The organism is Terriglobus sp. ADX1 (genome assembly GCF_036877645.1).
Lineage (GTDB): Bacteria > Acidobacteriota > Terriglobia > Terriglobales > Acidobacteriaceae > Terriglobus.
In genome coordinates this window covers 44,179-66,389 of record NZ_JAEDXV010000011.1, presented here as the reverse complement: position 1 = coordinate 66,389, position 22,211 = coordinate 44,179, and the positions used below count along the sequence as shown (strand labels likewise).

At 56.4% G+C, this 22,211-nt stretch carries 17 protein-coding genes; 5 read left to right on the top strand and 12 right to left on the bottom strand.

From position 1 onward, the window contains the following. Positions 1-2: 2 nt before the first annotated feature. The 9 genes from JAO32_RS09225 to JAO32_RS09185 form a co-directional block, all read right to left on the bottom strand. On the bottom strand, positions 3-3,536 hold the full coding sequence (locus JAO32_RS09225) for a TonB-dependent receptor (protein WP_334239614.1): 3,534 nt from the start codon (positions 3,534-3,536) through the stop codon (positions 3-5). Between the two features lie 94 nt (positions 3,537-3,630). Continuing rightward, the gene (locus JAO32_RS09220) at positions 3,631-4,524 is read right to left on the bottom strand and encodes a VOC family protein (protein WP_334239613.1); all 894 of its coding nucleotides are present in this window, start codon (positions 4,522-4,524) and stop codon (positions 3,631-3,633) included. 67 nt (positions 4,525-4,591) lie between these two features. After that, positions 4,592-5,764, bottom strand: coding sequence for a glycerophosphodiester phosphodiesterase family protein (locus JAO32_RS09215; protein WP_334239612.1), 1,173 nt, complete (start codon positions 5,762-5,764; stop codon positions 4,592-4,594). 123 nt (positions 5,765-5,887) lie between these two features. Further along, entirely contained in the window at positions 5,888-6,805 is a 918-nt protein-coding gene (locus JAO32_RS09210) for a DUF5996 family protein (protein WP_334239611.1), read from the bottom strand. Positions 6,806-6,900: 95 nt separating this feature from the next. Next, on the bottom strand, positions 6,901-7,395 hold the full coding sequence (locus JAO32_RS09205; RefSeq protein WP_334239610.1) for a DinB family protein: 495 nt from the start codon (positions 7,393-7,395) through the stop codon (positions 6,901-6,903). Between the two features lie 20 nt (positions 7,396-7,415). Continuing rightward, positions 7,416-9,107 carry an acido-empty-quinoprotein group A gene (locus tag JAO32_RS09200; protein WP_334239609.1) on the bottom strand — a complete coding sequence of 564 codons (1,692 nt, stop codon included), beginning with the start codon at positions 9,105-9,107 and terminating at the stop codon, positions 7,416-7,418. Positions 9,108-9,118: 11 nt separating this feature from the next. After that, positions 9,119-10,129: a c-type cytochrome gene (locus tag JAO32_RS09195; RefSeq protein ID WP_334239608.1), complete on the bottom strand. Its 1,011-nt coding sequence runs from the start codon at positions 10,127-10,129 to the stop codon at positions 9,119-9,121. 368 nt (positions 10,130-10,497) lie between these two features. Then, positions 10,498-12,114 (bottom strand): acido-empty-quinoprotein group A, encoded by a 1,617-nt coding sequence (locus tag JAO32_RS09190; RefSeq protein WP_334239607.1) that lies wholly within the window; start codon positions 12,112-12,114, stop codon positions 10,498-10,500. Then, positions 12,111-13,103, bottom strand: a complete 993-nt coding sequence (locus tag JAO32_RS09185; RefSeq protein ID WP_334239606.1) for a c-type cytochrome — start codon at positions 13,101-13,103, stop codon at positions 12,111-12,113. The genes JAO32_RS09190 and JAO32_RS09185 overlap by 4 nt, the downstream gene beginning before the upstream one ends. A gap of 17 nt (positions 13,104-13,120) precedes the next feature. On the opposite strand from JAO32_RS09185, the gene JAO32_RS09180 reads away from it, so the two are divergent. From JAO32_RS09180 to JAO32_RS09170, 3 genes are all read left to right on the top strand, one after another. Continuing rightward, entirely contained in the window at positions 13,121-15,112 is a 1,992-nt protein-coding gene (locus tag JAO32_RS09180; RefSeq protein ID WP_334239605.1) for a M14 family metallopeptidase, read from the top strand. Positions 15,113-15,116: 4 nt separating this feature from the next. Further along, positions 15,117-15,659, top strand: a complete 543-nt coding sequence (locus JAO32_RS09175) for a hypothetical protein (RefSeq protein ID WP_334239604.1) — start codon at positions 15,117-15,119, stop codon at positions 15,657-15,659. A gap of 237 nt (positions 15,660-15,896) precedes the next feature. Then, the gene (locus JAO32_RS09170; protein ID WP_334239603.1) at positions 15,897-17,201 is read left to right on the top strand and encodes a reverse transcriptase domain-containing protein; all 1,305 of its coding nucleotides are present in this window, start codon (positions 15,897-15,899) and stop codon (positions 17,199-17,201) included. Positions 17,202-17,883: 682 nt separating this feature from the next. On the opposite strand, the gene JAO32_RS09165 is transcribed toward JAO32_RS09170, so the two are convergent. Together JAO32_RS09165 and JAO32_RS09160 are read right to left on the bottom strand one after the other, a co-directional pair. Beyond that, positions 17,884-19,554, bottom strand: a complete 1,671-nt coding sequence (locus JAO32_RS09165) for a hypothetical protein (RefSeq protein ID WP_334239602.1) — start codon at positions 19,552-19,554, stop codon at positions 17,884-17,886. Then, positions 19,547-20,311, bottom strand: a complete 765-nt coding sequence (locus JAO32_RS09160) for an ABC transporter ATP-binding protein (RefSeq protein ID WP_334239601.1) — start codon at positions 20,309-20,311, stop codon at positions 19,547-19,549. Before JAO32_RS09160 ends, JAO32_RS09165 begins: the two co-directional genes overlap by 8 nt. Positions 20,312-20,400: 89 nt before the next feature. Between JAO32_RS09160 and JAO32_RS09155 the strand changes: the two genes are divergently transcribed. Together JAO32_RS09155 and JAO32_RS09150 are read left to right on the top strand one after the other, a co-directional pair. Next, positions 20,401-20,715, top strand: a complete 315-nt coding sequence (locus JAO32_RS09155; protein WP_334239600.1) for a PadR family transcriptional regulator — start codon at positions 20,401-20,403, stop codon at positions 20,713-20,715. Beyond that, entirely contained in the window at positions 20,712-21,557 is an 846-nt protein-coding gene (locus JAO32_RS09150) for a hypothetical protein (protein WP_334239599.1), read from the top strand. Before JAO32_RS09155 ends, JAO32_RS09150 begins: the two co-directional genes overlap by 4 nt. Before the next feature lie 18 nt (positions 21,558-21,575). Here JAO32_RS09150 and JAO32_RS09145 read toward each other — a convergent pair whose 3' ends face one another. Continuing rightward, on the bottom strand, positions 21,576-22,199 hold the full coding sequence (locus JAO32_RS09145; protein ID WP_334239598.1) for a TetR/AcrR family transcriptional regulator: 624 nt from the start codon (positions 22,197-22,199) through the stop codon (positions 21,576-21,578). Positions 22,200-22,211: the final 12 nt, after the last annotated feature.

Genomic DNA, 22,211 nt, shown 5'->3' with positions numbered 1-22,211 from the left:
ACTTAGAACATTGCCTTCAATGCGAACTGGATCACGCGCGGCGTAAACGTGCTGGTGATAATGCCACCAGCGTTAGGCGCTGCGCCCTGCGTACCTGTCGGGCTTGAGGGCAGATAAAGGTTGGTGTGATTGAACACGTTGTACAACTCTGACCGGAACTCAACCTTCAGGCTCTCAATCGGCGTGACGAACTTCTTGCTCACGCTCATGTCCGTCTGATACAGCGCAGGCGAGCGCCCCGCATTACGCGACAGGTTGCCAAACGGCGACTGCAGCGTACCAGCCGCATTCGTGATCGAAGGCAGTGTCAGTGCGTTGTAGTTGATGTATTGGATATAGCCCGTCGTGGGCTGCTTCACACTGCGACCCTGCGTCAAAGGCACACCCGCCACACGGTTCGGACGATACAGGTTCACACCACGATAGCTCGCCGTAATCTGAGTCGAAGCAAGCTGCGCAGCGTTTGGCGAATACGTGATGTTGAACGGCGTACCACCCTGTGCCGTATTTACGCCGCTGATCTGCCAGTCGCCAAGGATGAAATTCTCGACAGCGTTCATGTTGCCGCCGAACTTGCGACCACGACCAAACGGCAGCTCATACACCAGGCTGGTGACGTTAATCACAGGCGTGTTGTAGTCGCTCTGTGCATATTCACGTGACAGGTTGCTCGCATCCTGCGGCGAAGGCGTATTGCCTTCCAGCGATGCGCTCGCATTATCCAGTGAGCGCGACCATGTAAAGCTGTTCAGCAAGGTAAGCCCCGCAACCATACGCTGCTCATAACGAACCTGCAGCGCGTTGTAGTTACTCATCGACTGGTTCAGCGCTTCCGTAATATCGGAGCTCCAGTTGCTGAACGGACGCGAATACAGCGGCGCCGCCAGCGTGCCACCCAGCACCGTACGCTGGTTGCCATTCAGAATGCCTTCCAGCTTCACGCCGTGGTTGCCCACATACGCAATGTCCACAAGGCTGTTCTTGAACAACTGACGCTGAACCGCAAGGTACCAGCTCTGTACGTAGCTATCGCGCGTGTTCTTCGGGCGCCACGTGATGTTGTCCGTTGCAGGATTGAAGTTTGTGGTCAATCCCGTCGGGAAACCTTGCTCCATCGTCGCGTAGCACGTAGGCGTCGTAGCACCAATCGGCACCATGTTTGCTGGCAGCGGTGTCGAGCAGTGATTCGTCGCACTCGGCGTAATCTGCGTCACCGAAGCAAACTGTGCCTGCGGTGCGTTGATGGCGATAATGTCACCCGAGCCCGCACGCGTGTAGTGCACATAGCCAATGCCAAAGCCACCACGAATCGCCGTATTCGGAGTCGCCGCATACGCAAATCCAACACGCGGTGCAAAGTCATTCAGGTCAGGATTCACCAGCGTCTTGCCATACGTTCCGCCCAGATTACTCACGGGTGTAATACCGTTGCCCGCAACCGCTCCAGGAGACAGCGTCAGCACCGTCTGCGAGGTCGGATCCCAGTTTGAGATGTAGTTATCCTTTTCCGAATAAGGCGAGCCATACTCCCAACGCAGGCCAAGGCTCAGCGTGAAGTTATTCGCCACCTTCCAGTCATCCTGCGCATACACGCTCTGCATCGTCTGCCGCAGATGTGCCTCAAAGTAGTTCGACTGCGCAAAGCTGCTGGTCAAACCAAACAGGAAGTCTGCAAAGTAGGTATCCGCAATCTTCGCGCTGGACTGCGCCACCGGAGCGTTCGCTGCAGAAGAGCACGTGGTTGAAGTTCCCGGAATCACCGTGCCTGCAGGGCATGCGCTGTATCCGCCACCAAATGCAAACTGGCCATACAGTGGGTTGTTATCCAGCACGCCCATCCAGATCTTTTCCCACTCATATCCAAACTTCAATGAGTGCGATCCCTTCACCCACGTGTAGTTGATCTTCGGATCAAGCAACGACGGGTTCTGAAACTGTGGATTCGTTGTCTGACGTCCAAATCCGGTAAAGCCACCAGAGATGCCAATCGCTGGCAGACCGCCCGCAATGTTTGCCGCTGTGGGCAAGCCAGGAATATTGAAGTTCTGCGACCCGATGCTGAGCGGCGTCTTACCAGCCTTCGTCTTCGAAATCCCCAGACGAACGTCCAACACGCGGTTCGGTCCAAAGATACCTGTGTAACCAATCGCAATCTGCTGATTCAGGATGCGCTGCGGTCCAGACGCCTGTCCATCCAACGGCTCAGGAATGGTGGGGTTATTGGTGCCCGTTTCCTTACGCTGGCTTACACGAACAAAGTAACGTGATGAAGCATTCGGCGCATAGTCCAGGCGAAGGTCACCCTTGTCGCCATAGTCTTTGAACGGAACCAGCACGGCATAATTCGCGGCAGCCTGTCCCGTCGCAGGAGAACCCGAAACCGGAAGTCCGGAGATGCTTTTGAAAGCATTCGCAATCTGCACTGCAAGCGGATTCATCGCACCGGTCGGAATCGGCGTGCCTGCGGGATACACCACGGAAGGGTTCAACGGATTACGAACCGGCGTCACAAAGATACCGTTCAGTTCGTTCTGTGTAGGCAGCGTCAGCACGAACAACGGCTTCGTGATTGAGCGCAGCCCCTCGTAATCCAGGAAGAAGAAGAACTTATCCTTGAAGATCGGTCCGCCAATGTTGCCGCCAAATTGATTGCGGTTCGTCGTCGGCTTACGGAACGGCACATTGCCTGTCGGCGGCTTGAAGAAGCCAGCAGCATTCAGGCTCGTGTTGCGGAGGAAGTCATACAGCAAGCCATGGAACTGGTTGCCGCCTGACTGCGATGCCACGTTGATAGTCGCGCCAGAACCGCGGCCATACTCCGCGCTCTGGTTGTTCGTCACCACACTGAACTGCGCAACACTGTCCGGCGGCACCGAGATGATCTGGTTATCAAAACCCTGGTTGCTCTCGCCATAGGCGTTGTTATCCATACCGTCGAGCAGGAAGTTATTCTGCACAGAACGCTGGCCGTTCACGTTGTACGCACCCAGGCGAACCAGCGCGTTGCCATTGCTCGACGTTGTCGCGGCACTTGGAGCCTGGCGCACACCCGTAACAAGCCCCATAAAGTCGGAGTAGTTACGGCTCACCAACGGCAGTGCAGCTGTCTGGTAGTTCGTAATCGTCTGGTCGCGCTGCGTGGATTCTGTCTCCACCTGCACCGCAACGTCCGTTACCTGAACCACAGTCTCGTCGCCGCCCACTTTCAGGCTCAGGTCAATGCGCTGACGATTGCCCACGGCAACCGCAATCTTTTCGGCCACAGCCTTTGAGAAGCCCGGCGCAGTCGCCGTGATGGTGTAAACGCCAACACGAATCTGCGGCACATCATAGTTGCCGTCCGCATCCGTCTTTACATGGCTGGTAATGCCCGTTGCTGTATTAACAACGGTAACGTCAGCATTGGGAACCGCAGCGCCGGAAGCATCACGAATCGTGCCCAGCAAGCTACCGTTCTCATACTGCGCAAGGGAAACAGCAGGCGCGGACACACACACGGCCGCAAGGACCAGCGAGGAGACTACACGATTACGCATATAACCCTCAACTTAGGCGCGAACCATAAAAGGACAGCGAAACCACTGTCAATACCACGTTACAAACCGGGGCGATTCGCGCCTTCACTATCACTTACTTGTTTTCAATCGCTGTTGGTTGCGGCCCGGTAAAGTCAGAGCAACAAGGCTTCTGGCGTGGGGAGAACTCCATATACTCCAGCCGGCTTAGATCTGGGTCATACAGATTCAACTGCATCTTTCCATCCAATCCAATCTGCGTCTTGCTGCATACCGCATCGGTACAACCGTTGGCCTTCAACTTCGCCAGCACCGTGTCCATGGTTTCCGTGCCCAACGAAAAGTGGTCCTGAACGCCCACTGACTTCAAACTCGCTTCAGCCGGAATGTGCAGCATGTACTCAATCCAGTCGGTACCATCCGGTACCTGCAGGCTCACCCAGTCGTCGCGCTCCGCCGGTTTGCGTCCGCCATGCCAGTACGGCTTGAAGCCAAGAATCTCACGATAAAACGCATCTTCTGCGGCTTGATCCCGTACGACATGGCCCACATGGATAATCCGCGAAGACGTCGCCTTCGCAGAAGGCGCAGCCTTGGCCACAGCGCGGTTCGATCCCGCCTGCACAAAATACACCAGGTACCCGTCAGGATCGTGCACCGCAAACATCCCGTCTTTCAGCGGTTCGGCTATCGCAACATGATGCTCAGTCAGGTAATGCTGCAGCGCCTTCGCATCTCGCGTCGTAAATCCAATCGCGGCCATGCGCGAGTGCAACGACGGGTCCGTCAGTGGCACCCATTCCACCCACTGCGACGCATTCACCGGATAAACAGAGCGTCCCCCTTCTGTCATCCGCCGTAGGCCCACCGTATCGCCATAAAAGTGTTGCGACGCATTCGGATCCGAAGCATAGAACCGAGCAAAAGCAATGCCGGTAATCGCTGGCCGTTTCTGCTGCGCACTGGCAGGCAGCAGAAACGACCAAACCATACCGGCAACTAAAGCCATAAACACGCGTGTCTTCATATCGCCAGCCAATCTAGGCCCAACAAAACACGCTGTCAAAGCAAAACGGTTACTGTACGCGCAATGGCGCAGGAACAAACTCGCTGCTCAGCGTCTTCGGATTCTCCGTGAGATAGAACGTCTGAATCTTCGGATACTGCTCCTCGACCAGTTGCAGCGTCCGGAAATCAAAGCTCTGAATCGCTGCGCGACCTTCCATGTGCTCCTTGGCAATCGTTCCGGCAAGCGCATCCACAAACGCCTGTGGCGGCTTCGTGTGATTCTCCATGCCCTTCGGCACCGGACGCCCCTGGCTGCTCATGCTTACATCAGGAACAATCTTCGTCTCAATGTTGAAGTGAACCGTACGCGCATTTGCAGCACGCTCCTTCGCATGCGGATCACTCTTCCCTGCGCCCGTCGTGTAGTACTCCACATAGAACTTCACAAAGCGGAACAACTGCGGCACATTCGTCGGTGCATAGATCGACGGCATACCATCCTTCTTCGCAAACGCCACCGTCACCGGCGACAGCGAAGCATCATTCTTCTGCATATCGCCAAAATGAATCTTGTCGCAGATCAGTGTCTTCGCCGCATCGGTCGACGAGATATCGCGCAGATAAATGCGATTCTCCATCGTGTACTCCGAACCATCCACCTTGCGGCATGCCTGCGGGTTATAGAACTGGTCATGCCAGATGGTAGAGATACCGTCCGTAGAAACACCAGTGTCTGTCTCCAGCTCCGTTGCAAGCTGATCCAAACCGCTCTCAAAACTCGGCAACGTATTTTCCGGACGCAGCCCACGTCCACCACGATGGGCGCTAACAACAAACCGCTTCAGCGTTTCATTGTTAGGGTTCGCCGCGCGCTCTTCCTTCAACACCTGCTGCAACAAATCCGGACGATCGCTGATCAATCCATCCACTCCCGTGCGAATCACTGCACGCATCTGTTCCGGATCATTCGTCGTCCACGGCACCACATGAATGCCCATCGCCTGCAATTGCTTCACAGGTACCAACGGCATATCCGCAGGCAATCCAGCAGAGCGTACAACCGTGCGATCCAACGGCGACAGCAGCGGTGTACGTCCGCCATGCTGCTTCGCATGCGCGGCAGCCTTCGTCATCAACACGATCCACGGATTCTGCATATCAGAAGTAGATGCAGCCTGCTGCGCGACAAGCGGCGCAGTAGCAAAAAGAAAAACAGCAGCGGGAAGCAGTCGAAAATTCATAGCATGTCCACCATGGAGCATTCAGATGAAGAGAAGGTAAATCACCATGAGTTGATATGGAACTCGACAATCTCGCCATCAGTCACAGTAGGCAGACCGTACGGTCAGAAGCAATCTGAATAGCTACTCAGGTCTACCCGTCCCAACAAGGTTTGAAGGCCAGCCTGCACGCTGTGCACCAGCACTGTAGGTTGTTTCGAAAAACGCCAGCAGGTCACCGTCGGGATCCTCAGAGTTGCGTAGATCGTCATAGTCCAATAGGAACTCGCCCATCGATGCATCCCATCGAGCGCTTGATGAACTGACGCTTACGTTTTCAATTCCCTCGGGCTGCGGATATGTAAACGAATAGAACGCCGGCTTAGGATAAGCAGCGCTGCCAGACCACCAACCCACTTCAACTAACTCTTCATTCATCGCGTTTCTTCGGATGTAGTCGGCTTTCGCTCCCGGCGACGCAGGCTTACCGTTATAGCGCACATCGCGAATATCGAGCGTCCCCCACATCAGGCCAATGGGCTGTGTCTTGCCTTTGAACCGCCCTTGAAAAATCTGCATCACGCGTTGCGTGCTCAAAAGAATCCGCCACCAATCAGTCACCAGCGACGACTCATACGGGCGTTGTTCTGTATCCAGGTCAAAGGGAATGGGATTGGGCACTTCCTGCGGTTTAAGGTTTATGGAAACCTCAACGCCTGCTTTACGAAGCACGTCAAAGATTTGCTCCGTAAATTGCGCCACCGACATCGACCGTAGTGAAACCTGTCCCGAGGAACCCCAACTCGTCACACCCTCCACCGCGTGCGACAACAGGTCAACCTTGATCTCGTAAGCGCCATCACCATACGCGATCGGCCCAGTAGTCAATCCTCGTGCAGAAAGCCATAGCGGCAACTCTGCCCATTGCGGTTGAAATGGCTCGCTCAACTTCAGCTTGCCCAGAACCTGCAGGCACATATGAAGAAGATGTTGCGTAGCCGCGAAATCGGGATAAGACAGCGAGGGCCAGGCATTGAGAGAACGATTCTTCGTAACCAACATGGCATATCCTCCGCGGAACGCTTCGTAGGTCGATCGAGAGTATAGGAAATTCTTCACACGCGTAGCTTGTCAACATCTGTGCTCCGCAGGATTCCCTATTCCCTTCCCATAACTCCCATGAAGAGATAATCCATGGGCCACCCCGGAGCAATACCACCCTGCCGAACCAGCATAGCCATCTGCGCATAGTGCCGGATTCCATGCAGCAAAGTGTGATTCAGCACGGTGCGCCGCGAAGCCCGCAGCGACCCCATACTTCGCGTCTGGAATGAAACAGCCTGTTCCCAATCGAACGTGGCATCCGCAAAAAGTTCACGGACCCGCTTCAACATTCCTACATGCGCTGCTTCCATCCCCGCCACGTCCGCGGGAATGTCCTCATACGCAGTCTCTACCTCACCGAAAAGCCGCTGCGCATAACGCAGCTCCGCAGCAACGATATGGTGCAGCAGCCCATTGATATCCCCAACGCCATACACATCGCACGACAGGCGCAAGATCTCAGGATGTCGCTTCACCAACTCCATCCATCGGACAAAGGTGGTGTCGTTCCATGCAAGTAGTTCTTCACCACTCAATCCTGCTGACATTGCGCCTCCCAGCCTCGCAACTACTGTAGACGAAACGCGTACACCATATCTCCCGCACCGGCCAGTACATACTGATGACCATCCAGCATGTACGTCTCCGGAGCGTTGCTCACACCAATGCGTGCATGCCACAACTGCTTACCCGTAGCCGATTCATACGCAACCAGGTTGCCATGCTGATCACCGCTGAACAGTAGATGTCCCGCAGTCGCCATCACACCAATCAGCGAACCACCGCCAACACCGGGATAGCGATGTTTCCACGCCGGCTTGCCTGTCTTGTAATCCATGCCGATGAGATACGTGCCCAGCGTGCCAAGGCCAACCTCATCCTTGCCACCCAACCCCATCGCACCGCGCGGGTCCGTCGTGGCCAGGTAATACATGGCATAGCTCTCATTCGCATTCACATAGAACAAGCCCGTCTGCGGACTGAACGCTGGAGGAGGCCAGTTCACAACGCCGCCATTCGCAGGCGAAACCAGCGCACCACCGTAATCAAAATCCTTCGCCGGAATACGAACAGGAGCACCGTTCTTATCCAGCTTGTCCTCTGCCCAGTTCGGCGAATCCACCAGCTTGCTCGTCAACAGATGCTCGCCCGTCGTGCGATCCAGCACAAAGAAGTAGCCGTTACGCGCAGCCGTCATCACCATCTTGCGAGGCTTGCCCTTGAACATGCCATCGACCAGGACTTGCGTCTGTGCCGAATCAAAGTCATGCGTATCATGCGGCGACGTCTGGTAATACCAAGCCATTTTGCCGGTATCGACATTGATGGCTACCGTCGCGCATGTGTACAGGTTCGCCCCCGGCCCACGCATCTGCGACGTGTACGCCGCAGTCGGATTGCCCGTGCCAAGAATGTAAAGATGTGTCTCCGGATCATACGATCCGTTCACCCACACATTGCCACCACCATGTGAAGCTGCATCCAGGTTGCGCCATGTCTCAATGCCCGGATCATCCTTCTTCATCGGCACAGCAAACCACTTCCACTCCACATCGCCCGTCTGCGGGTTGAAGCTCTGCAACATACCCGGCTCATCCAGATCGTTGCCAGTACCTACAAGCAAGTGATCGCCAATCACCACCGGGGCCATCGTCGAGAAGTACTGCAGATCGAACGACGCAATCTCCTTGTGCCAGATTTCCTTGCCTGTCTTCGCATCAATGGCAACCAGGTAATCGTCCGGCGTCTCCAGGAACAAGCGATCATGCCACATCGCCACACCGCGATTGCCAATGTGTGTGCCGCCGCGCGTCTTCCATAGGAAGTGCCACAGCACATGACCATCCATTGCATCCATCGCCCACACGTTATCCGGCGTGCTGACATACAGGTATCCATCCACCTGCAGAATCGAGCCCTTAATCGTACCCATCGGCGCAACCGCGGTTCCCACACCACCAACATTCGTCGGCACCGCGGCCGCTCCAAATCCCGGAGGCCCTCCGCCACCGGGACCACCTTCACCACCGGTCAAACGCTGCGCCCACGCCAGCGTCAGTCCCTTAACGTTCAGCGAATTGATCTCAGTCAATGGACTATAGCGACGTCCGCTATAGTCGCCTGAATACGAAGGCCAGCTATCCGGCTTCGGTTTCAGAATGTCTTTCGGGTCAAGCCACTGCGCCTGCAGCGCTGTGGTCATCATCGTCATCGCCGCGCACAGAGCAGCGGCACATTGAATCTTGCGAACAATACGCATGTGGCTGTCCTTTACTTCAGCGACTCGAGGTACGCCGTGATGTCGTGGATGTCTTTATCGGTAATCGTGCGGAACATCGCGCGATGCGCCTTCAGCGGATCGTGTATCTCCACCTTCGGCACGCCGTTGTTCAACGCGAAGCGATGCGTCACACCGTCGTCCGTGATGATCTCCGCATAGAAGTCATCCAGCACGCCCAGTCGCCCAGTCACCTTTTTGCCGCTGGCCAACATCACCGTCGCCGTTGTCGGCGGCACATGAAGCTGCGGCGGAGGTGGCCCACCACCACCGCGACGTCCAAACGCCACCACTCCGGGCAACAGCCACGCCTGCTGCATGCTGCGCGGATCTTCATACTTCGCTGCAAATCCCTTCAGATCACCGTCGACAGAGTGGCAGGAAGCGCAAAGCCGACCAAACGCCGCTTTGCCTTCATCCGCCTTACCCACCACAATGTTGATCTTCTCGGTCGACCGCATATTGCCGCCCGTCTTCAGGCTGTGCAGCCACGCCGCAATGTCCACCACGCTGCTGTCAGGGATATCAATCTTCGGCATCCCCTGTTCCGCGCGCGCGCCATGCACAATCGGCATAATCTTCTCGCCTGCAGCATCCTGCAGCACAACTTCACTGCGCAACAGGTTCGGGCCCACTGATCCGCCACCGGCATCTGATCCATGGCAGAAAGCGCAGTTCACACTGAACGCTGTCTTGCCACGATCCAACACTTCTTTGGGTGCCGTGGGACGATCCGGGTAAGCCACAATGCCAAACGGTGGGGCCTGCTGTACCGCGGCGCCATGCGTTTGATCCGCCGACTGCGCCTGCGCTCCCTCACCGGGGCCTGCTGCTGCACCGCCGCCAGGACGTTCCGATCCTCCGGGACGACCTCCGCGTGGCTGCTGTTGTTGCGCATGCACCGCCATCGACGGCCGCACCGCATACCCCAACACCAGAACTCCCACTCCAACAAAGGCACTGGATACAGCACCCTTGCAAAGACGTCTCAAAGGAAACCGCATAAACCCTGCTTTCAGGCTTTCTTTTTTATGCGCACTGTTTGTAGCACCTTCTTCCTACAGAAGAAAAGTCGCTGTCCAAAATACGAACGGATACGCGACTAAGCCGCAACAATAGAGTCAGTACCGATTATTTTTCTGGAGGGATCAATCGTAAGACCGTCATTCTGAGCGCAGCGAAGAATCCCAACGGCTCTCATCCTAACGATGCCGCTGGCACTTTCCGGCCACAAACTCAAAGCCAGCTTCGCTAAGCGAAGCTCGTACGGTCGAAGACCGTCATCCTGAACGAGGTGAAGCGGAGCTGAAGGACCTGCATTCCTCTCCCCAACTACGATCTACAGGGGAAGCGAACTCAATCCACTGATGCGCTACTTCAGTGCAAACGCATACAACGTATCGCCGCCAGCCGCCAGAACATACTGCTTACCATGCAAGACGAAGGTCTCCGGCGCATTCGATGCACTTATATGCTGATGCCACAACTGCCGCCCCGTAGCCGCGTTATACGCGATCAGGTTTCCATGAATATCCGGTGCAAACAGAAGGTGCCCAGCCGTCGTCATCACACCGGCAGCCAGCGCGCCAGTCACTCCGGGATAGCGATGCTTCCACCGTGGCTTACCCGTCGTGTAATCAATCGCCAGCAACCACCCACCATTCGACGGCAGATTCATCAACTGCTCGCCACCCAATCCCATCGCTCCGCGCGGATCAGTCGTCGCCAGGTAAAACATCTCCCACGTCTCTGAGGTATTCACATAGAACAACCCCGTCTGCGGGCTATAAGCAGGCGGCTGCCAGTTCACAATGCCTTGCGTCGAAGGCGATACCAATGCACCTGCAAAATCAAAATCCTTCGCTGGAATACGCACCGGAGCACCCTTACTATCCAGCGCCTCTTCAGCCCAGTTCGTAGAAGCAAACATCTTCGAAGTAAGTAAGTGCTCACCCGTCACGCGATCCAGCACAAAGAAATAACCATTGCGCGCCATCGTCATCACTAACTTTCGCGGCTTACCCTGCCACGTGCCATCCACCAGCACCTGTGTCTGCGCCGAATCATAATCATGCGTGTCATGCGGAGAGGTCTGGTAATACCACGCCAGCTTGCCCGTATCCACATTCACTGCAACCGTCGAACATGTGTACAGGTTCGCTCCCGGCCCGCGCAGTTGCGAAGTAAACGCCGCACTGGGATTGCCCGTACCAAAGATATATAAGTGCGTCTCCGGATCATACGATCCATTCACCCACACATTGCCGCCGCCATGCGAAGCCGCATCCACGCTGGCCCATGTCTCCAACCCCGCATCGCCCTTCTTCATCGGCGTGGCGTACCAGGTCCATTCCACATCGCCTGTCTGCGGATTAAAACTCTGCAACATACCCGGCTCATCCAGGTCATTGCCCGTACCAACTAATAAGTGGTCGCCAATAACATGCGGAGCCATCGTCGAAAAATATTGCAGATCAAACGAAGCAATCTCCTTATGCCATATCTCTTCGCCGGTCTTCGCACTTAGCGCAACAAGATAGTTATCCGGCGTCTCAAAGAACACGCGGTCATGCCAAACACCCACACCACGATTTCCAATGTGCGTACCGCCACGCGTCTTCCACTGATAGTGCCAGTTCACCTTACCCGTCGCTGCGTCCATCGACCACACATTGTCCGGCGTAGTGACAAACAAAACACCATCCACCTGCACAATCGATCCCGACACACGCCCCAACGGCGCAACGGTCGTCCCCACGCCACCGCTATGCGTCACCTCACCCGGCAACTTAGCAGACCACGCCTGCACAAGCGCCTTCACATTACTCGTGTTGATCTGCGCAATCGGACTATACCGCTGCCCCGTGTAATCACCCGAGTAAGTAGGCCACGCCTTCACATCTCTATGAACAATCGAAGAAGGATCAAGCGACTGCGCCGAAGCAGAACCAACCACCAACGCCATCAACACACCAGCAACACGCATCATCGCAACGACTCCAGATACGCCGTGATGTTATGAATCTCTGCATCCGTCAACGTAGGCAACATCTCCCGGTGCGGCTTCAACGGATCATGCACCACCACACGCGGCACACCGTTATCCAGCGGCACAGTATGCACCACACCATCCGCAGTCGTAATCACCACAGAGAAGTCGTCATAAGCGCCAAGCTTCCCTGTGATCTTCTTACCCTTCACCAAAACCGTAGCCGTCACCGGTGGCACATGCAGTTCCGGCATCCCCGGCCCCTTCATCACGCCGGGCGAAATCCACGTCTGCTGCATCTGCATCGGCTGCGCAAACTTCGCAGCAAATCCCTTCAGATCACCACTCACTGAATGACAAGTCCCACACCGACGATCAAACGCCATCTTTCCCGCAGTAGCATTGCCCGTCACAATGTTGATCTCTTCCGTCGGCGTCATATTCCCGCCCGTCTTCAAGCTGTGCAGCCAAGCCGCAATATCCGCGACAGTCAAGTCCGGCAGATCAAGCTTTGGCATCCCCTGCGCCAGTCGCGCCCCATGCACAATCGGCAGAATCAACTCGCCATGCACATCGCGCAACACCACCTCGCTGCGCAACAGGTTCGGCCCCACGGAACCACCAGCCGCATCCGCCCCGTGGCAGAAGCTGCAGTTCACGCTATACGCAGCCTTGCCGCGATCCAACACTTCCTTCGGCTGTTCCGGTCGATCCGGATACGCCACCACGCCAAACGGAGCAGCCTGGTGCGTCGCCTCAGTATGCGACACCGCACCCTCCTGCGCCCGCGCACCAACGCACAGCAGCGACGCAGCCAACACAAAACTCAACTGAATTCGAATCACAACAGACTTTGACGCTTCCATTTTGGGGTGAACTGTTTGTAGCATCTTCGTCATACCGCAGAAAAGCAGCACCCATAAGCCGCACCGATAAGCGCGCACCGCCGCACGGCCGCAGCCACGGCCTGCGTTTACGTTCTCTCGCACCACGGAAGGAAATCCGCATGCTTCGCGTCACCTCGCTCGCCCGCACCGCCGTTCTGCTCATGCCCATCGCCGCTCTCGCGCAGACCACGCAGCTCCGACCGCACAGCATGTACGAGCCACCCGCCGCAGCCGCTGCCAAATCCCTCGCCAACTCAACGGCAGGAGTCCCGCAGGACGAACTCACCACCGGCGAAAAAACCAACTGGGAGAAGACCGGCCGCTACGACGAAACCGTCGCGCTCATGCGTCTCTACGAGAAGCGCAGCAAGTTCATTAAGGTCATCCCCTTCGGCACCACGCCCGAAGGCCGCACCATGTACGCCGCCATCATCAGCAAGGACAAGGCCTTCACACCCGAAGCCGCACACAAAACTGACAAGGCCGTGATCCTCATTCAGAGTGGCATCCACTCCGGCGAAATCGAAGGCAAAGACACAGCCATGATGCTCATGCGCGACATGGCCGTCACCAACCACCCCAGGCAAGCCGCATGGCTCGACAAAGCCATCTTCGTCGTCATCCCCGTCTACGAGATCGACGGCCACGAAGACCGCAGCCCCTACAACCGCGCCAACCAGAACGGCCCTGACGTCACCGGCACCCGCCCGCAAGAGCAGCAGCTCAACCTCAACCGCGACTACATCAAGGCCGACGCCCCCGAAACCCGCGCCTTCCTCAAGCTCTACAACACATGGCTGCCTGACTTCATGTTCGACAACCACGTCACCGACGGCGCCGACTACCAGTACGACGTCACCTGGGACATGACCCACCACGACGACATCGGCCCCGGCTCACGCGACTGGGTCAACTCCCGCTTCATCCCGCAACTCAACAAACGCATGGAAGCCGACGGCCATCTCGTCTCACCCTACGGCGCTTTAAGAGGAGACGGCATGGGATTCGCCGGTGGCGGCGGCAGCCCGCTCGCACCTCCCGTAGCCGGAGCACGCGGCCAGAACAACGCCCCACCAGCCCCCGGTGGCGACGATCGCGCCGCACGCCAGGCGCCACCATCAAAGAACGGCCAGCGCGACTTCAACGTAGAAGTCTTCTCCCCGCGCTACTCCCACTACTGGTCCGGCGCTCGCAATCGCCCATGCCTATTGGTTGAAACGCACTCGCTCAAACTTCCAAAGACACGCGCATGGTCCAACTACGACATCATGGTTCACTCCATCGACATCGTCACAGAAGACCCGCAGGCCCTCCGCAAAGCCGTGCGTGACAGCGACGCCGCAGACGCAACCATGGCTGGCAACAAGAACGAGAAGATGTTCCTCGGCGGCAAAACCAGCGCCGAGTCGCACCCCATCACCTACCACTCCCTCAAGCGCGGATCGGAGGTCAGCCCCATCACCGGCAAACCCGTCCAGCACTTCACCGCAGAGAAGGACGACTTCACCGTCAACATGCACGACGGCGTCGACACCACCGCCGCCGCACCCGTCCCCCTCGGCTTCCTCATCCCCATCGCATGGAAGTCCATCGCAGACGAGCTCGCACTCCAGGGCGTCACCATGGAAACCACCCCAAAGGATCTCTCCGACCAGACCTTTGACTCCTGGCGCTTCACCGACGTGAAGAAGCAGAACTTCCCCTTTGAGGGCCGCACCTTCACCGACTACACACTCACGCCCGTCAAGGAAAAGATGCACATGCCCGCGGGCAGCTACTACATCCCCATGAACCAGCCCCGCGCCCGCATCATCATGGCCATGCTCCACCCCGAAGCGCCAGACGCATTAGTCCGCTGGGGCTTCTTCGACAACATCTTCGAACGCATGGGCCGCATCGGCGCAGCAGAATACCTGTCCGTCCCCATCGCCAACAAGGAAGCCGCCGACCACCCCGAACTCTGGAAAGAATTCCAATCCAAAGTAGACAGCGACCCAACCTTCGCCAACGACCCCGACGCCCGCCTCAAATGGTGGATCGAACGCAGCAACTACCAACCCTCAGCAGTAAACAAATACCCCATAGCCGAAGTCTGGACCAAGAACTGGTAAGAACATGTATCACGGTCAAACTCTAAAAGCTTGGCAGCCCTTTCAGGACTGCCAAGCATCGATCGAACGCCTTGAATCGGCAAGCAAGCCCGAAATTTGGCGAGTTGATTATGTAGCGACTGTCACATTACTTCGAGCAGTTGGCCACGTCTTGATGAATGTCGACGCTACAACGAATCTTCTCGTTCGGGCCAAGCTCCAGATGCTTTGGAATGACATAGAAAAACACAAGAGTCTTCATAAGATCTATTGGGACTTCATCAAGCCCGAACGGGATCGAGTACTCAAGGAATACCTCTTATCTGTAAGTGACTTTGAAGAAGCAGATGAAGCGATCCTTCGCTTCTCGGCCGATGGTTGCATCAAGCCGTGGGCACCAGACGATAAGACTCTGTATCTCGAGAAGAAAGCCGCCTTAGCTTCGGGCTACTCTCTACCAATTGATGCCGCCGGTCTTATGTCAGAAGCACTGGCATTTTGGCTGTTTATTTTGACAGAAATCGAACTTCATATTTCACCCCACTCTGAGACAGACTGTCCGTTTTAGCCGTTGAATACCTAGTCCAATTCTGAGTTTTAAGAAGCCGGTCGATGTCGGATTTCGTACCGAGATTTCCTCGGGTTTTATAGGGTTTTATTTGGCTATTTCCGGGTATTTTCGCCGTATAATCGCCTCATTGGTGCTCACCATTTCGTTTCCTGGTCTTCGGTTTTGCCGAACGCCAGAGGGACGGAGTATTGGTGGAGGCGTCGCTTCAACACGAAGCGAAGGCGTTGGTACAGAGTGCACGATGATGTGTGGTCACTCTCACCCAAGGCTCACGAATGCGCTGCCTGTTTCGAAGTTCTTCCCGCAGGCAGCGAAACTTCCTTGAAAAAACTTCCAGCGATCAAACAAATCTCCACCGTCGATTCCCTTCAAAAGGCATGGAAGTCCATGTCGAGGAAAAACAAGCATTCCTATGGCGCCGACAGGGTCACGCTCAAAGCATTTGCATCCGATCTTGGAGCGAACCTTATCGAAATCAGCAAGTCGTTAAGCAAAGGAACCTACCAATTTCAGCAGCTGCGACCTGCCGTAGTGAAAAAAGCTGGCACAAACAAGTTTCGCCCAATACAGATTCCAGCTATTCGCGATCGAGTTGTCATGAAGGCGTTGGCACGTCACATTCAGCCCAGCTTCGCCAAGTTCGATCTTCCATGTAGTTTCGCATTCATCAAAGGCCGCGACCGAGGGGTCAAGGCAGCGATTGCCGAAATCCAGAAACTCAATGATGCAGGCTATATCTACTATTTTGAGGCCGACATTATTAACTTTTTTGGATCAGTAGATCGTAAGAAGTTATGGAAGATGTTTTCAGCGAGAATCAGAGAGAAGAGCCTTCTACCGATGCTGGAGAAGTGCTTCAATCTTGAGCTTGATGATTTGCAGAGCTACCAAGTTGAGCATCAAGAAATATTCCTTGGGGCGACAGAAGGAATTCCTCAAGGCGGCGTCTTGTCCCCGCTTCTCGCAAACTTCTACCTACATCAGTTCGACAAACGTGTAACTAGCAAAGGGTTTCAGCTAGTTCGTTATGCGGACGACTTCGTCGTCATGTGCAAGACAGCAGAAGAAGCCCGGGCCGCCCACATCTTTTGCCGGAATGAGCTAAAGAAGCTCGGCCTTAGCATTCACGATATAGAGCTGCCTGCCAGCAAGACCAGATTGGGAAACTTCCGCAAGGATGGTCTCGCGTTTCTTGGAGTCAGATTTGAAGGCAAGAATGTTTATCCGGACACCAAGGTTGTTAAACGGTTCAAAGAGAAGGTGAGCGCATCACTTCACTCTTCTCAGGAAAAGACACTCCCGAGAATTTTCCAAGGATTGTCCAATCTAATCGTTGGTTGGGGAAGAGGATACCAAGAGATGAAAGTCACGGAGCTGTACCGAGACCTTGACGCCTACATAAAAGTAGAAGTCATCCGGTATCTCAACACATCTGGAATCCAGCTCCGGGGACGCAACATCCGAAAGCAATTGAAGTTTCTGGGTATCCCTTCGCTAAGCGCGATGGTCGTTCACGGTGACGGGAATCACTCTGCCTGACTCTAGATGTGTATAAACCTTGTCAAGCCCCCAAACAACCTAAACCACTCATTCCAAAAGAAATACAGCTAGCATGCTTCCCTCCAGCCTCACTACAATAGAAACAGAGGCTGACTCGCTGACCTGCCGACTCGCCGGATGCCGCTCCCTTCGCGCGGAAGCGCGAACTTCTTTCGGAAGGGCACGGCTTCAGCCGTGCCGTGAAATTCCCCCCAAAACAAGCGCGGCCCACAACGCACACAGGAGCAAACCCTAACGCGCCGCGCCCCACAGCAGCCCGCGGCTGGCATAGAAGAGAACTCGGGGTATGTGCCGTCTCAGAACAATGGTTCCTACCCGCAGAGTCTTCGGTGCAATCCATGAATCGCTCGAAGCGACCGCCATCAAGAGGCGATCAGCATCCACGATGAAAGAATCCTGTCAAGCCCCCAAACCACCTAACCAACACATTCCAATAGAAATACAGTTGGCATGTTTCCCCTCCAGCCTCACTACAATAGAAACAGGGGCTGACTCGCTAACCTGCTGGCTCGCCGACTGCCTGCTCCTAACCCCTTTAGAAAGACGATTTTGCCCCTAACCCCAATGGGCAGAGGATTTTGCAGCCACTAGCGCCGTAAGTCCAATCAAAAGACGATTTTGCAAAACAGGGGGAGGGGGGGAGGGGGGTCGCCCCCGGGCGTCAACCACTTAAGCCCAGAGTCTGAACATCCTGATCCATTTCCCCGAGAAAAGGATCATCAGAAACCGAGTGAGTCGGCTGACCGCGCAGCCAACGCTGAGCAGCATGAAACACAAACACCGCAACGCACGTCTCCACCAGGCGAACCGGCGAGTAGCGAACCCATCGCTCCAGGATGACGGCCAGCGACATACAAAGCGGCACGCCAAAGATAAACACTGCCACCGTCATCGGTAAGCTGCTGCGCCCTGGAAGTCGAGGCCGCGTAAACGGCACGTGCGACTGAGCGTAGAAGAACAAATCCGTCAGCAGCAACGCATAGATCACCCCAAAGACAACCTGCAAAGCCAGGTCGCCAGCGCTCCACCCAAACAGCGCAAGCACCGCAACAATACAGGCAAGCACAACCACCGCAACACCGAACACAATCAGCTTCGTCGTACTCACAACGCGTCCCGTATGCAACGGCGCAAGCCGGAAGATCCATCGCGCACCAAGGTCCGTCGGCAGCAGGAAAGCCACACGCAAACCCGCAATCGCCCAGAACAGCAGCAGCGGCACCGCACCTTGCACACCAGTCCTCCAAAGCGACACGCGAAGATGCCCCGCAACCGAGTCAACCCCAACGGCAAACGCAATACCCAACGCCAATCCCGCACCGCAGTAAGCAGCCAGCAACACGTGATACTGACTCAACCGCGACAGCGTCTGCCGGATGAAGTGGAACACAGCGCGCTGGTCCGCTCGCCGCAGCAGCACGCGATGCGCAACACCAGTCCAGATACCGCCCCGCAACCGCCGACCGCTAACCCCCTCCAGCGCAGCCCTCCGCCGCTTAGCCCACGCCAACGGATACGTCACCACCACCGCCGCACATAGCCACGGCAAACAATACACCGCCCGCATCGCCAGCACATGCGCAAACGCCGTCGCGGCAACACTGCCCATCATCACCTCATACACCGACTCAAACCACAGCGGCGGAAACCACCCCGCCCCCCGCACCGAGCCCCCCAGCAACTCCGGCAGTCGGCCCCCCACCGTCCCCACCCGCAGAAACGACAACAAAAACAAAACCACCAAAATCGCCTGAACCACAGGCGCAACATGCCGAAACCATCGATCGGGCGTAACAACAATCACTACCGCCTCAAACGCCAGCACAGCAAGACTCGCCGCACAGCCCGCGAACATCACCGCAGTTCCATGCACAAACATCGCCCAGAAGATGTGCCGCCCAGCAAGCGCAGGCAGCAGCAGCGTCCCAAAGACACTCCCGGCAACAACGAACAGCGACAGGAACAAAGCCACAGCCCGCAGCTTAGCCACAAACAACACACGCGGCTTCAGCGGCATGGGCAACAGGATCAGGAAGTCGATACGCTCCGGAAACAGCTTGTCCCACTGCAACGCAGTAATACAGCCCATGGAGCAGAACGCATACATAACGAACAGTGTGTGTACCCCCGCCGCATTCCAGCCCGGCATACGCCCCGCCAGCGTCACAATCCAGAACGCCGCCATCAACATAGGCACAGCAACCGTAGCCAATGCCCTGACGACCGGCGTCTCCGAGGCATCCCCCGCCCCCGCATTCTCCGTTTGAAAGAACCGCCAGAAGAAATGCCGCGACAGCGCTTGCGACGGCGTCGGTACGCGACGATCACGCATGCATCAACCTCACCAGATCCTCAGCAGCCGCAACAGTATTTGTCTGCTGCACCATCTGCGCAAACACACGCTCCAGCGTAGGCTGCGCTGTAAGCTGCGTAAGCTCCTGTGGCGCAGCATTCGCCAGCACTTTGCCACCCGCAAGAATGATCACCTGATCGCAAACCTGCTCCACCACCTCCAGCACATGCGAGATGTACAGCACTGCCTTCCCCTCGCGCTTCAGCACCAGCAGCAGGTCCTTGAACAGCCTCGCAGTCACAGCATCCAGCCCACTCAACGGCTCATCGAAGATGATCAGGTCTGGGTTATGCATCAACGACGCGCTCAGCAACACCCTCTGCTTCATGCCCTTGCTGTAATCGCTGATCGGCGACTCCGCGGCATGCGCCAAGCCAAACAACTCCAACATGCCGTGTGCCTTCCGTGTAATGGCGTCCTCTGGCATCGCCCGCAACCGCCCCACCAGTTGCAGGTACTCCAACCCGCTCAGGTGCGTGTACACCTGCGCCTCCTCGGGCACATACCCCAGTCGAGCCCGATACCCAGGCAGATCGTCATAGATACTCCGCCCGCGAAACAGCACCTGCCCATGCGTCGGCTCAATCATCCCGGTAATCACCTTCACCGTGGTCGATTTCCCCGCCCCATTCGGCCCCAGGTATCCCAGCACCGTCCCCGCCTCCAGCCGGAAGCTGACGTCATCCACAGCCGGTATTCCCCGGTAGCGTTTCGTAACCTGTCTCAACTCCAGCATCGTCACACCCTATGTAGCATACTTCTTACTATTGACGATTCACTGCGGTCAAGTAGATTTCTACATAGATCCTTCGGAGGCTCAGTCCCGTGCCCGATCCCGCCCGCCTCTCCCACACCGCCGCGCTCATCCTGAAAGCCCTCAAAGAGGGCTTCGCCTATGGCTTCGACATCATGGAGGTCACAGGTCTACCCAGCGGTACCGTGTACCCAGCGCTACGCCGCATGGAAGCCGCGGAGTTGATCGAGGGTTCCTGGGAAAGCGAACAGAAAGCTCTGCGTGAAGATCGTCCGCCACGTCGCTATTACAAGGTGTCTCGTGCGGGCAATCAGGCTCTTGCAGAAGCGGAAAAGAAGTACCCACTGATCGCGCAGTTCGCACGCCCAAAGGTGGCCAAGGCATGAGCCCGCATCAGCAGTTGCATCGCCTTCATCGCATCCTGCACATTGCGGGCGCTATCGTGCCGAAAGGCCAGCGCAGCCTGTGGCAAGCAGAATGGGTCGCAGAAATCCGGTACGTTTACGCGGAAGATCCGGCAGCGGCCGAGAGTCTTGCACAAGGCCTTCTGCCAGACGCGATGAGTCTCCGCCTGCTCGATGTGCAACATCGCTGGGCAAGCATCGACTGGCGAGATCCCGCACGCTGCATACGATTTCTCATCGGCTGCCTCGTCGTTTTGTCCGCCGTAAATTTCGTTCAGCCGCACGTCCGCCATTTGCTTTCTTCCATCTGGGGCATATGGACATTCGGAACCTTCGTTACTCTGGCCGTCTTTGCGGTGCCGTCAACGGTGGTGGTTTCCGGCTATGGCGCCTGCGAAGCCTACCGTGGCGACGCTGCGTCAGCCTGGCAACGCATTGCCCGGTGGCGATTCCTCATCACAAAGTTTGTGCTGGCCGTTCTCTGCGGCTACCTTCTGGCTGTCCAGGTGATATTGCTGTTGCCACCCGTTTTGAAACCGCTGGAAGGAGGGCTAACCATCGCATGTGGCTTGGTGTTCAATGCCATCACCATGACGTGGGTCTTTACCGATCAGCGGCAGCGCTGCCCCACCTGCATGCGTTCACTACGAAACCCGGCCCACATGGGCGTTCCGTCGTGGACCCTCCTCCATGCCAACGCAACTGAAGAAATGTGCGATCAGGGACACGGCTTGTTACACCAGCCCGAATGGAGAACAAGCTGGTTTGAAAACGCTCGCTGGGTGCAGTTGGATCGCACATGGCGCGAACTCTTCCGCGACTAGGCAGCGCATACGTTCGCTCTACTTGGCAACATCAAACAGGGCATCAAAAACCCGCCCTGCAATTACCGTATGCAGGTTCGCGTCAAACATCTTCGGTTCAAACTTCATCTGCACATGTAATGCAACCTGCATCATGAACGCGGCGTGGACGGCCACAGCCCGAGGAATCGTATCTTCGCCGGCTCCCGCAGAACCCAGCATGGAAACGTAAACCTCTTCCTCGTTCGCCGGGATGATGGACCGATACAACTCTGCCAACCGTTCCCGCGCCTCAGGATGCCGAATCGTGTACAGCCGAAACTCCAGCATCAGCATTCCGAAAGGATCATCGTCCGCAAGCGCAAGATAATACGCACGCAGAGCAGCCAGGTTGCCTTCCACTGACGTTGACTCCGCCAGTCGCTCCCGCATCTGTGCCCGCCGCTTGTGTGCATTCTGCTCCACCAGGGCAAGAAAAACCTCTTCCTTGCTTGAGAACTGGGCATAAATCGCACCCTTGGTCCGGCCCGCCAGCTTCGCAATCTCCAGCAGGTCGGCCCTCTCATAGCCATCGCGCACAAACACGATCTCAGCCGCGCGCAGCAACTGTTCGCGTGTCTCTTTGGTCTTCTGTTCGTGTCGGTTCAGTTTCGTCGGTGCCATCAGGTCGCATTC

Coding starts and splice junctions, on each gene's coding strand:
- JAO32_RS09225 (WP_334239614.1), bottom strand. CDS start 3,536: ATGCGTAATCGTGTAGTCTCCTCGCTGGTCCTTGCGGCCGTGTGTGTG.
- JAO32_RS09220 (WP_334239613.1), bottom strand. CDS start 4,524: ATGGCTTTAGTTGCCGGTATGGTTTGGTCGTTTCTGCTGCCTGCCAGT.
- JAO32_RS09215 (WP_334239612.1), bottom strand. CDS start 5,764: ATGAATTTTCGACTGCTTCCCGCTGCTGTTTTTCTTTTTGCTACTGCG.
- JAO32_RS09210 (WP_334239611.1), bottom strand. CDS start 6,805: ATGTTGGTTACGAAGAATCGTTCTCTCAATGCCTGGCCCTCGCTGTCT.
- JAO32_RS09205 (WP_334239610.1), bottom strand. CDS start 7,395: ATGTCAGCAGGATTGAGTGGTGAAGAACTACTTGCATGGAACGACACC.
- JAO32_RS09200 (WP_334239609.1), bottom strand. CDS start 9,107: ATGCGTATTGTTCGCAAGATTCAATGTGCCGCTGCTCTGTGCGCGGCG.
- JAO32_RS09195 (WP_334239608.1), bottom strand. CDS start 10,129: ATGCGGTTTCCTTTGAGACGTCTTTGCAAGGGTGCTGTATCCAGTGCC.
- JAO32_RS09190 (WP_334239607.1), bottom strand. CDS start 12,114: ATGATGCGTGTTGCTGGTGTGTTGATGGCGTTGGTGGTTGGTTCTGCT.
- JAO32_RS09180 (WP_334239605.1), top strand. CDS start 13,121: ATGCTTCGCGTCACCTCGCTCGCCCGCACCGCCGTTCTGCTCATGCCC.
- JAO32_RS09175 (WP_334239604.1), top strand. CDS start 15,117: ATGTATCACGGTCAAACTCTAAAAGCTTGGCAGCCCTTTCAGGACTGC.
- JAO32_RS09165 (WP_334239602.1), bottom strand. CDS start 19,554: ATGCGTGATCGTCGCGTACCGACGCCGTCGCAAGCGCTGTCGCGGCAT.
- JAO32_RS09160 (WP_334239601.1), bottom strand. CDS start 20,311: ATGCTGGAGTTGAGACAGGTTACGAAACGCTACCGGGGAATACCGGCT.
- JAO32_RS09150 (WP_334239599.1), top strand. CDS start 20,712: ATGAGCCCGCATCAGCAGTTGCATCGCCTTCATCGCATCCTGCACATT.
- JAO32_RS09145 (WP_334239598.1), bottom strand. CDS start 22,199: ATGGCACCGACGAAACTGAACCGACACGAACAGAAGACCAAAGAGACA.